This is a genomic window from Polynucleobacter sp. P1-05-14, from assembly GCF_018881675.1.
Lineage (GTDB): Bacteria > Pseudomonadota > Gammaproteobacteria > Burkholderiales > Burkholderiaceae > Polynucleobacter.
This window is the reverse complement of the sequence record NZ_JACVPV010000009.1, coordinates 21,878-31,815: the sequence shown is the minus strand read 5'-3', so window position 1 is coordinate 31,815 and position 9,938 is coordinate 21,878. Positions and strand designations below refer to the sequence as shown.

General features: G+C 42.8%; 12 protein-coding genes and 1 pseudogene. 11 read left to right on the top strand and 2 right to left on the bottom strand.

Annotated features, from left to right (window positions below):
• From ICN37_RS11565 to ICN37_RS06645, 5 genes and pseudogenes are all read left to right on the top strand, one after another.
• Nucleotides 1-118 (top strand): annotated as a pseudogene (locus tag ICN37_RS11565) (IS30 family transposase); the annotation flags it as partial.
• A gap of 82 nt (nucleotides 119-200) precedes the next feature.
• A complete protein-coding gene (locus ICN37_RS06660) occupies nucleotides 201-641 on the top strand; it encodes a DUF3106 domain-containing protein (RefSeq protein WP_216155886.1) in 441 nt (146 codons plus the stop codon).
• An 8-nt stretch (nucleotides 642-649) separates the two neighbouring features.
• On the top strand, nucleotides 650-1,222 hold the full coding sequence (locus tag ICN37_RS06655) for an RNA polymerase sigma factor (protein ID WP_216155883.1): 573 nt from the start codon (nucleotides 650-652) through the stop codon (nucleotides 1,220-1,222).
• Nucleotides 1,209-1,514 carry a hypothetical protein gene (locus tag ICN37_RS06650; protein ID WP_216155879.1) on the top strand — a complete coding sequence of 102 codons (306 nt, stop codon included), beginning with the start codon at nucleotides 1,209-1,211 and terminating at the stop codon, nucleotides 1,512-1,514. The genes ICN37_RS06655 and ICN37_RS06650 overlap by 14 nt, the downstream gene beginning before the upstream one ends.
• Nucleotides 1,515-1,583: 69 nt before the next feature.
• Nucleotides 1,584-2,090, top strand: a complete 507-nt coding sequence (locus ICN37_RS06645; RefSeq protein WP_216155876.1) for a hypothetical protein — start codon at nucleotides 1,584-1,586, stop codon at nucleotides 2,088-2,090.
• 86 nt (nucleotides 2,091-2,176) lie between these two features.
• Here ICN37_RS06645 and yghU read toward each other — a convergent pair whose 3' ends face one another.
• Nucleotides 2,177-3,031 carry a glutathione-dependent disulfide-bond oxidoreductase gene (yghU, locus tag ICN37_RS06640; protein ID WP_216155872.1) on the bottom strand — a complete coding sequence of 285 codons (855 nt, stop codon included), beginning with the start codon at nucleotides 3,029-3,031 and terminating at the stop codon, nucleotides 2,177-2,179.
• Between the two features lie 89 nt (nucleotides 3,032-3,120).
• On the opposite strand from yghU, the gene ICN37_RS06635 reads away from it, so the two are divergent.
• A complete protein-coding gene (locus tag ICN37_RS06635) occupies nucleotides 3,121-4,155 on the top strand; it encodes an aldo/keto reductase (protein ID WP_216155869.1) in 1,035 nt (344 codons plus the stop codon).
• 36 nt (nucleotides 4,156-4,191) lie between these two features.
• Nucleotides 4,192-4,794 (top strand): nitroreductase family protein, encoded by a 603-nt coding sequence (locus ICN37_RS06630; RefSeq protein WP_216155867.1) that lies wholly within the window; start codon nucleotides 4,192-4,194, stop codon nucleotides 4,792-4,794.
• A gap of 187 nt (nucleotides 4,795-4,981) precedes the next feature.
• Here ICN37_RS06630 and ICN37_RS06625 read toward each other — a convergent pair whose 3' ends face one another.
• Nucleotides 4,982-5,548: a YceI family protein gene (locus tag ICN37_RS06625; RefSeq protein ID WP_216155863.1), complete on the bottom strand. Its 567-nt coding sequence runs from the start codon at nucleotides 5,546-5,548 to the stop codon at nucleotides 4,982-4,984.
• A 445-nt stretch (nucleotides 5,549-5,993) separates the two neighbouring features.
• Between ICN37_RS06625 and ICN37_RS06620 the strand changes: the two genes are divergently transcribed.
• Genes ICN37_RS06620 through ICN37_RS06605 form a run of 4 tightly spaced genes read left to right on the top strand, consistent with a single transcriptional unit; the run spans nucleotide 5,994 to nucleotide 9,936 of the window.
• Nucleotides 5,994-7,142 (top strand): SUMF1/EgtB/PvdO family nonheme iron enzyme, encoded by a 1,149-nt coding sequence (locus tag ICN37_RS06620; RefSeq protein ID WP_216155861.1) that lies wholly within the window; start codon nucleotides 5,994-5,996, stop codon nucleotides 7,140-7,142.
• Nucleotides 7,143-7,201: 59 nt separating this feature from the next.
• Nucleotides 7,202-8,242 carry a selenide, water dikinase SelD gene (selD, locus tag ICN37_RS06615; RefSeq protein WP_216155857.1) on the top strand — a complete coding sequence of 347 codons (1,041 nt, stop codon included), beginning with the start codon at nucleotides 7,202-7,204 and terminating at the stop codon, nucleotides 8,240-8,242.
• Between the two features lie 39 nt (nucleotides 8,243-8,281).
• Complete coding sequence (locus ICN37_RS06610) at nucleotides 8,282-9,154, top strand: putative selenate ABC transporter substrate-binding protein (protein WP_216155855.1); 873 nt, start codon at nucleotides 8,282-8,284, stop codon at nucleotides 9,152-9,154.
• A gap of 5 nt (nucleotides 9,155-9,159) precedes the next feature.
• Nucleotides 9,160-9,936 (top strand): ATP-binding cassette domain-containing protein, encoded by a 777-nt coding sequence (locus ICN37_RS06605; protein ID WP_216155898.1) that lies wholly within the window; start codon nucleotides 9,160-9,162, stop codon nucleotides 9,934-9,936.
• Nucleotides 9,937-9,938 lie beyond the last annotated feature (2 nt).

Below are 9,938 nucleotides of genomic sequence, written 5' to 3'. Positions count from 1 at the left end.
TAAGGAGCTTAGAATGATCCAAGACCGTTTAAACAACCGACCTAGAAAACGATTAGGGTTTAAAACCCCCAATGAAGTATTTATGCAGTCCTTAAACCGTGTTGCACTTCGTGTTTGAATCTACGAAATAATTATTTTGTTTTGGCCGTAAGTTTTCTATAGGTGCTCGCGTCTAAGTAGTAACAAACAAGGAGATATAAATGAAAAGAGCAATGCAAGGTTTAATGATGGCAAGTATTTTGATGGTGGGAGCGATTGGTATTGCAAGCGCAGCTTTGCCTGAGCCACAGGATCCTCAAGTGGTGGCTAATATGAGCTATGAGCAGCGTCTTCAGATGTCTAAGGATCTACGAGAGCAGTTTAAGCAAGCCACACCAGAAGAGCGCCGTGAGTATCGCCAAAAACTGCATGCAAAATTCAAAGCCTTAAGTCCTGAAGAGCGTAAAGCACTTCGCGAGAAGATGCATGCCCAATGGAAGGCGTTAACTCCAGAACAAAAGAAAGAGCTACGCGAGAACCGCAAAGCTATGATTGCCGCAATGACGCCAGAAGAGCGCCTTGAGATGAAAAAAGAACGCGAAGAGTGGATGAAGGCGCATCCCAATGAAAAAGAGCATTGGAATAAGCCAATGAGCAATTAAGGATCAGTTTGACTTTATTTCCTAGTAAGCAAAACCGCATCGAGCAGGCTTTATTAAAAGGAGCTGTAGCGGGGGATTCCAAGGCGTCAAAAGAAGTCATTCGCCTACTGAGTTCCCCTGCATATTTCTTGGCCTGGAAGATGCTTGGCAACAAAGAAGACGCAGAAGATGTCGTACAAGAGGCCTTTATCCGCTTGTGGAAAAGTGCCGATTCGTTTGCGGGAAAGTCAGGACTTGTTACTTACTTTTACGCAATCGTGAGCAATCTTTGTTTGGATAGGATCAAAAGTATTAATAAGGGATTCTTTGAGGAGTTTGATGAGATTGAGCATCAACCCATGAAAGAGATTGAGTGGAGTATCGCAGAGGGCGTCAGCCCAGAAAGCATTAAAAAGGCAATGGATGTTTTAAGTAGCAAACAAAGAATGGCGATGTTGATGTGGGCATATCAAGATATGACGGCAGAAGAAGTTGGTCTGGCAATGGGTATGAATAAGAATAGCGTCGATCAATTGTTATATAGGGCTAAGTTGAAACTTAAGATGGAATTAGAAAAAGGTGAATCTCATGCGAGTGAATGATAAAAAACATTTAAAGAAGGTGTTAGATCAAATCGAGGTTCAAGAGCCATCTACCCATTTTGAAAAACGCATTTATCAAGATTGGCAAAGGACGGTTGCTAAGACTGAAAAGCCAAATCATGGGCTCTCCGAAGTTTTGGTTTTAGCAAGATTGCACTCCAAGATTGCCGCATTGATTGCGTTTGTGGTTATTGCCGCTTCCGTCTTGCTAGGTCAGCACCTAATAGCTTCCCAGGATGATGAGTTGCATCGGATTGATGCCTTGTCTGAATTAAGCCTCTCCACTATTTAATCTACCGTGTTCTCCCTTGCCCCTTGAACTCAAAAGAGTTTTCGGGGTTTTTTTAACAAAAGGATCATCATGAAAAAGCAACTATTAGCAGCGATGCTCACTGCTGTGGGAATGGTGGGTTTGACTTATTCTCAAAATGCTATGTTTCAGGCGGCGCCAGAGCCATCCGTTCGTCAACAAATATCTGAGGCACAAAAGCAATTTACTAATTGCATCAATCAGACCAAGAAGAGTGATGCCGCAAAGGTTGTCAATAATGAGTTATTTGAAATCGCTCCGAAGTCAGATCATAAGATGAATTTATTCACTACTGAAAACAAAATTACGGATGAAGAAGCAAAGGCGCTAATGGCCTATTTAGCCTCTACAAATGAATGTCGAGCAATATCCAGTCATTTTCCTGTGCCGGAGTTAGCGGGTATCTACCAGAGCTTTTATAGCCAAGTCGATGTGGTTTATCAGAACTTGTTAACTAGGAAAATTTCCATAGGCGAGGCAAATAAAGAAAAGTATGAGCTTATGCAGACCGCTCAATCGCAGTGGATTAACTATGAATCTACCCACAAGATTAATTGATGCATAAGTAATTGGTAAAGGTATTGAATATGGAAAAGCTCAGGCCTTAAGCCGAGTCTCAGCTGTCGCATAACGCAATTTAATCTTTACAACGATTTGTTTTCAAAGTCACTTGAGTCATGACGTTCAAGAAGTTGTTCGTTGGGCTCCCCCCAAGTGCGATTAACAATGCGACCACGTCTTACAGCAGGGCGCTCAAGAATTCTATCTGCCCATCGCTGAATGTTCACATATTCGTTTACGCTGAGGAATTCTGCAGCTCCATAAAGCCATCCTTTAATAAGGGCACCATACCAAGGAAAAACAGCAATATCTGCGATGGTGTATTCCTTGCCAGCAAGATATTCATTTTCAGCTAAACGTTGATCTAGAACATCCAGTTGGCGCTTGGTTTCCATCGCAAATCGGTCAATGGGGTATTCCATTTTGAAGGGGGCATAGGCATAGAAGTGTCCAAAGCCTCCACCCAAGTAAGGTGCGCTACCCATTTGCCAGAAAAGCCAGTTCATTGTTTCGGTACGGGTAGCTATATCTTTGGGCAGTAAGGCATCAAATTTCTCGGCAAGATAAAGCAAAATTGAGCCGGATTCAAAAATAGGAATTGGGGGTAATTTGCTGCGATCAAGGAGCGCCGGAATTTTTGAGTTCGGATTGATCTTGACAAAACCCGAGCCAAATTGATCACCTTCACTAATTCTAATCAACCAGGCGTCATACTCAGCGCCAATGTGACCAAGGGCAAGAAGCTCTTCGAGCATGATGGTTACTTTGACGCCATTAGGTGTGCCCATTGAATACAGTTGAAGAGGGTGGCGCCCAATGGGCAATTCTTTTTCTTCTCTGGATCCGGCGGTAGGTCGATTGACGTTTGCAAATTGACCGCCATTTGGCTTTTCCCATGTCCAGACTTTGGGCGGCGTGTATTCAGTTGTATCAGTCATTTTTTACCTTAGCAAATTCCCAGCAAGTTTAATCTAGCTGACCTAAAATTGTTTAAGACACATTACCAAATAGTTTTTTAGGAGCTTTGATGAAATATCGTTTATTGGGCAATACAGGACTTTATGTTTCCGAGCTCTGCTTAGGCACGATGACTTTTGGCGCGCAAGGATTTTGGGAGGTCATGGGTGGCTTGCAGCAAAAAGCTGTTAATGAGCTAGTAAAGACTTCATTTGATAGTGGTATTAACTTTTTCGATACGGCCAATGTCTATTCGATGGGTCAATCCGAAGTCTTGCTAGGTCAAGCAATTAAAGATTGTGGCTTGCCACGAGATCAGTTGGTGATTGCGACCAAATCTACTGGGATCATGGACGAAACTCCCAACGGAAGAGGCCAGTCCCGTTTCCATATATTTAATGAAGTTAATGCAAGTTTGAAGCGTTTGCAGTTAGATCATATTGATCTCTACCAAGTACACGGCTTTGATCCATTAACGCCATTTGAGGAATCGCTAACAGCTCTAAATGATTTAGTTCGAATGGGTAAGATTCGCTATATTGGTTTATGCAATATGGCAGCATGGCAAGTGATGAAGGCAATAGGTATTTCACGGCAAAAAGGCTTTGCTGAGTTTGCAAGTGTGCAGTCTTACTACTCTATTGCTGGTCGGGATCTTGAGCGGGAGATATTCCCATTGGTCCAAGATCAGCAATTAGGGCTGATGGTATGGAGTCCGTTAGCCGGTGGTTACCTCTCTGGTAAATTTAATCGAGATACGACAAATCCTGATGGTGCAAGACGTTCCAATTTTGATTTCCCGCCGATTAACAAAGATAAGGCGTTTACTTGCATTGATGCGATGACGCCAATTGCTAAGGCGCATGGCGTATCCGTTGCCCAAGTAGCTTTGGCTTGGATTTTGTCTAAGAAGCCTGTTTCAAGTATCATTATTGGCGCTCGCAAATTAGAGCAATTAAAAGACAATATTGCTGCCGGCAAGCTAGCCCTGACAGAAGATGAGCTTAAGTCCTTGGATGAAGTCAGCGCATTGTCGCCTGAGTATCCGGGTTGGATGCTTGCCTTTCAGGGTCAATATCGCGCTACGCCCCCAGTAAAAGAATAATTTTTTAATATTCGAATAACCATTTTAAGGAAAAATATGAATACATTTGATGCAATCCGCGAACGTAGGGCTGTTAAGCACTTTGACCCAAGCCATGAATTTACTAAGCAAGAGACAGAGCAGTTGCTTGACCTTGCTATGCAGGCACCATCATCATTTAATATCCAACATTGGCGTTTGGTGAATGTTACAGACAAGGCTTTAAGGGCAAAATTACGAGAAGCTGCTCATGATCAGGCTCAAGTTACTGATGGATCCCTATTATTTGTAGTAACTGTGGATATCAAGGCTTGGGAAAAAGAGCCTGCTCGATATTGGGTAAATGCACCCAAAGAAGCTCAAGATATCTTAGTTCCTTGGATTCATCCTTTTTATGCTGGAAAAGAGCAATTACAAAGAGATGAAGCAATGCGTTCAGCTGGCATCATGCTGCAAACGATGATGCTCTCAGCCAAAGCGATGGGTTATGACTCATGCCCAATGGTTGGCTTTGATTTTGATAAGGTCGCCGAATTGATTCATTTGCCTAAAGACTATGCCATTGCTGCAATGTTGGTCGTTGGTAAGGGCATTAAACCAGCATGGCCTAAGCCTGGATTTATCCCTAAGTCAGAAATGTTGATTGAAAACCATTTTTAAGCTGATATTTTCTGAGCGGGTTTGAACGGCATGAGAAATTCAGCCTAAGCCCAGGCCCTATTAGGCTGATTAAAGCCCTCATCAGAAATGGTGAGGGCTTTAATTTTTATATGGCTCCGTTAGGTTTGGCGCTCAAATGAAACCTTATTGCTTGCAGACTCTATTGGCGATACCAGTGTAATTAAGGCTATTCTCTTGACGCTTCAATCACTATATTTAAGCTGATCTCATCGCCAACAAATGGCACATATTTTCCTAGATTAAACTCTGAGCGACTCAACTTCGCGCTTGCGTTAGCGCCACACATATATTTCAAAGTAATAAAGTTACGACTGCAAGAAAAGTTAGTCACTTCCACATTAACGGGCTTAGTAATGCCTTTGATGGTGAGCTCGCCTGAGAGTGACGTAATGACCTGATCATTAAATACAACGTTATCGGAGATGAATTTGGCTATGGGAAATTTTTCAGAATTAAAGTAATCTTCACTTCTAAGTAACTTATTAAAGGTATCGGAGCCTGTGCTAATTGAGTCAGTCTCAATGTCAATATCTATAGTGCCGCCATCCATTTGATCATTGAGTGTAATAGTTCCATTCACCTTATCAAAACGACTAGTTTGAATCGAGTAAGCTAAATGTTTGTAGCTAAAGCTAACAAAGGTGTGATCAGGGTCAGTAATATAAATTTCTGCCGCTTGTACCGAGGAGGTCACCAAGGTCAGGAGCAAGGCGCTTATATAAAAAAAGTTCATTAGATATTTTAGGTGTTGATATGAGAATGTGCTGAATCAGCGCCCCTATCCTCAATAGGGGCCTAAATACCTTGTTTTTAGTATTTCCGACAGTTAAGGCATCAATTGAGACTGTAAAAGGTAAGTAAGAATGAGCATAAAATTCATTTATATAAGTTAATTCATTTAATTAACAACCGTATCACGCCCAATACTAATATTACTAAATCAAAAGCCAGTAGCAATGCTTCCCCGAAACTCACCAAGTCAGATGCGAGATTTAGATGATCTTAGTCAATTAAGCAATATTGTTTCTGATAAATGCAGGGGTCAACGCTCATTAGTGAGAAGAATTTTTCACCGCGAAGTTTCATGCCCATTATGGGGTATAAAACTTTTGAAGAATTACTTGAGATCTTGCCTAACTAGTGTAGCAATATTGATGATCTTCATTTTCTAAATCCAAATGACACAGTTTGACTATCTGCGCTACGAGCCTTGGCCATTGCCAAATAAGCTTCTAATAGATTTGGAGCGATCGACTCACGTGACACAAACCATTATTGGTAAGCTTGATCACGGTCAGGAAAAAGTCGCCTTATTGCCCGGATTAAACCCCCCGCATTGGGAGTTTGGTCATCTGATTTGGTTTCATGAATTTTGGGTTCATCGCAAAGGGGTAGCATCTAATCCTTCCTTTTTAGCCCATGCAGATGCTTTATTTAATTCTTCTGAAATGATTCATGATGATCGCTGGCAGGTACAAATACCCTCTATCGATATCTTGATGAATTACTTTTCGGATGTGATGGAGCGTACATTTATCATCCTCAGATCTGGAACCTTGAGTCCTGAGCAGGCTTACTTTATTCAGTTAGCTCTCTATCATGAAGATATGCACAATGAAGCGTTTGCTTATATGTGGCAATCTTTAGGTTACGCCTGGCCTCTTGAGCAAGATCTTGGTGCTAGTCAAGACCAACACAATGATTTTGAGTCAAGATATATCCATATTCCTCAGTGCCAATTTCAGCTTGGGTCAGCACCAAGCACGGGCTTTATTTTTGATAATGAGAAATGGCAGCATGAAGTATTGACTCATGATTTTTCAATTTCAAGCCATGCAGTTAGTAACGGTGAATATTTAGAGTTTTTAAGATCTCTAAATGATGCAGAAATAAGCTTTAAGCATCAACCTGCATATTGGAAAAAAGAGGGTGATGCCTGGTTTGAGCGATTTTTTGATCGGTGGCGAGAGCTGGATCTCAATGCTCCAGTGAGACATATCTCTGCCCATACTGCTGAGCAGTATTGTTTATGGAAGGGTGTTCGACTCCCTACTGAAAATGAGCTTAGCGTCTTAATGACATCAGCGCGTGAGCCATGGCAACCATCCAGCTTATGGGAGTGGACTAGTAGTACTTTTAAGCCTTTTGAGGGCTTTAGCTCTGATCCTTATCAAGATTATTCAGCCCCATGGTTTGACAGTAGGCATCGGGTTTTGAAGGGTTGGAGTGTATTTACTCCTGACTATCTGCGTCGCCCCCAATTTCGTAATTTTTACCTACCTTCCCGCAGTGATTTTTTTTGCGGCTTTCGTACCTGTTTGGCATAAATTAGGTAAGCTCACATACTTAGCTGCCATCCTCTTACTTTTAAATTGAGTTCTTCAACATGACATATAACGGTCGTCTTACCTCCCTCTCTCACGGCGGGGGCTGTGGTTGCAAAATTGCTCCAGGTGTTTTGAGCGATATTCTGAAATCTTCCCCTATTCGCCAGATGCCTGCTGCACTGCTGGCAGGCTCTGATAACAATGAAGATGCCGCTGTTTATCAAATCAACGAACATCAAGCGATCGTGGCGACCACAGATTTCTTTATGCCGATTGTCGATGACCCCTATCAGTTTGGGCGAATTGCAGCTACGAATGCTATTTCAGATATTTACGCTATGGGTGCCCAACCTCTTTTTGCCCTAGCGCTATTGGGCATGCCAATCAATGTCCTTCCTTTGGAGGTCATTCAGCAAATCACTGCTGGCGGTGAGTCGGTGTGTGCAGAGGCTGGGATTATGATTGCCGGTGGTCACTCGATTGATACTGTAGAGCCGATTTATGGCTTGGTTGCCATTGGCGTAGTAGACCCTAAAAAACTAAAGCGTAATAGTGGTGCAAAGTTAGGGGATAGCATCATCCTTAGCAAGCCCTTGGGTGTAGGCATTCTTTCTGCTGCGCTGAAAAAAGAGCAGCTTTCTGACTCTGCCTATCAGGAGATGATTGCCTTAACGACTAAGCTGAATAAACCTGGCGTCGCGCTATCCCAACTCGATAGCGTGCATGCGCTTACGGATGTGACGGGGTTTGGCTTAGCAGGGCACTTATTGGAACTGTGCCGTGGAGCAAAGCTTTCAGCTCAGATTCAGTGGGACTCTATTCCAGTAGTTTCTGAGGCGGTCAAGCTGGTAAAAGAAAGTATCTTTACTGGCGCATCACCACGTAACTGGCTGGGTTATGGTCATGAAATACAGATGGCCTCTCATTTGAATGAGTGGCAGCAAAACCTCTTGTCTGATCCTCAAACAAGTGGCGGTTTATTAATCTCTTGCAGTCCAGAAGCAACCGAGCAGGTATTAGAAATACTCAGAGCAGATGGATTTAGCCAAGCTCAAAAAATAGGTCAATTTGTACAGGGCTCAGGCGTTTCTGTAGCCTAAGCTCTACTTCTTTAATTCAATAGAAAGTATCCAAACAATATGAAACTAAACACTTTGAAATTTTCACTCGGCCTTGTTTTAGCAACGCTTTGCTTTAGCATGTTCACGCTTCCAGCTCAGGCGCAAGCCGTCTTACGTGTCTCCGCGATTCCGGATGAATCACCAACTGAGTTACAAAGAAAATTTCTTCCTTTAGGCGAATATCTTTCTAAAGTGACGGGCATGAAAGTCGAATTTACGCCCGTGACAGACTACGCCGCAGTTGTTGAGGCGCTGGCAACAAATAAAATCGATATGGCATGGTTAGGCGGTTTTACTTATATTCAAGCAAAAATTCGTACGAATGGCGCCGTCAAGCCGATCATTCAGCGTCTTGAAGATGAAAAATTTACGAGTAAATTTATTATTCCTGAGGCTAGCTCGGCAAAGACTTTGACAGATTTAAAGGGCAAGACCTTTGCTTTTGGTTCACCATCATCTACTTCAGGCCATTTAATGCCGCGTTTTTACCTAATGAAGGCAGGCATTAACCCAGATAAAGACTTTAAGAGTATTGCTTTTTCTGGAGCCCATGACGCAACAGTCGCATTTGTTGCTAGCGGTAAAGCAGATGCTGGCGCTTTAAATGCATCTGTTTGGGATAAATTGTCTGATGCTAAAAATCCTAATACCGAAAAAGTAAAAGTTCTGTATACAACGCCTCCGTACCATGATTACAACTGGACCGTACGAGGTGGTTTGGATGCAGCGGTAACTAAAAAAATTAGCGATGCTTTTTTAAAGCTGAATGCCAATGATCCTGCTCAAAAAGAATTAATGGATCTTCAGAGGGCTAGCAAATATATTCCTACTAAATCATCCAACTACGATGAAATTGAAAAGGCTGCAATTGGTGCTGGTTTGATTAAGTGAAAAAAATAGCATTTGCATTTAAGCAAGTTAGTTTTAGTCATAGCAATGGCAAAGAGGCGCTAAAAAATATCAACATTAGCGCCTCAGCTGGTGAATCAATTGCGATTATTGGATCATCTGGCTCTGGCAAAACGAGCTTGCTTAATTTGATAGCGACTTCACTGCGCCCTAGTATTGGATCGATATCGGTATTGGGCATTGATCCATGGGCGATTTCAAAAGGGCAATTACGCCGTTTACGCTCTCAAATAGGCTTAGTTCATCAAGCAGCTCCGATCCCACCAAGACAAAGAGTGATTACCGCCGTCTTAGCTGGTCGTCTTGGTCAGTGGCCGCTCTGGAAATCTCTTCTGTCATTAATCTATCCGGTAGATATCGCGGGTCCGCAGTTATGTCTGCAAAAACTCGATCTCGCCGACCGCCTCTTTGATCGTTGTGACCGCCTGTCTGGAGGTCAATTGCAAAGAGTGGGTGTCGCGCGCGTGCTGTACCAGAAGCCTTATTTATTGCTGGCTGATGAGCCAGTATCAGCAATGGACCCTGTTCTTTCTGATTTAACAATTCAGCGCCTTTTAGAGGATGCTCGCACCAGGGATGCTTGCTTTGTGGCCAGCCTTCATGCAGTAGACATTGCTTTAGGGTGGTTCCCAAGAGTTGTTGGGCTGAAGGATGGGGAGATCTTTTTTGACTTGCCGGCATCCGATGTGAGTGAGAGCTTGCTTCAACAGTTATATGCATCTGAACGCGGTATTCTGCCAAAACAAGGCAGTCCGAATCCATAACC

Excerpts from the sequence above, each read along its gene's own strand:
- ICN37_RS06645 (WP_216155876.1), top strand. The coding sequence starts at position 1,584 with ATGAAAAAGCAACTATTAGCAGCGATGCTCACTGCTGTGGGAATGGTG.
- ICN37_RS06650 (WP_216155879.1), top strand. The coding sequence starts at position 1,209 with ATGCGAGTGAATGATAAAAAACATTTAAAGAAGGTGTTAGATCAAATC.
- ICN37_RS06625 (WP_216155863.1), bottom strand. The coding sequence starts at position 5,548 with ATGAACTTTTTTTATATAAGCGCCTTGCTCCTGACCTTGGTGACCTCC.
- yghU (WP_216155872.1), bottom strand. The coding sequence starts at position 3,031 with ATGACTGATACAACTGAATACACGCCGCCCAAAGTCTGGACATGGGAA.
- ICN37_RS06660 (WP_216155886.1), top strand. The coding sequence starts at position 201 with ATGAAAAGAGCAATGCAAGGTTTAATGATGGCAAGTATTTTGATGGTG.
- ICN37_RS06630 (WP_216155867.1), top strand. The coding sequence starts at position 4,192 with ATGAATACATTTGATGCAATCCGCGAACGTAGGGCTGTTAAGCACTTT.
- ICN37_RS06620 (WP_216155861.1), top strand. The coding sequence starts at position 5,994 with ATGACACAGTTTGACTATCTGCGCTACGAGCCTTGGCCATTGCCAAAT.
- ICN37_RS06610 (WP_216155855.1), top strand. The coding sequence starts at position 8,282 with ATGAAACTAAACACTTTGAAATTTTCACTCGGCCTTGTTTTAGCAACG.
- selD (WP_216155857.1), top strand. The coding sequence starts at position 7,202 with ATGACATATAACGGTCGTCTTACCTCCCTCTCTCACGGCGGGGGCTGT.
- ICN37_RS06635 (WP_216155869.1), top strand. The coding sequence starts at position 3,121 with ATGAAATATCGTTTATTGGGCAATACAGGACTTTATGTTTCCGAGCTC.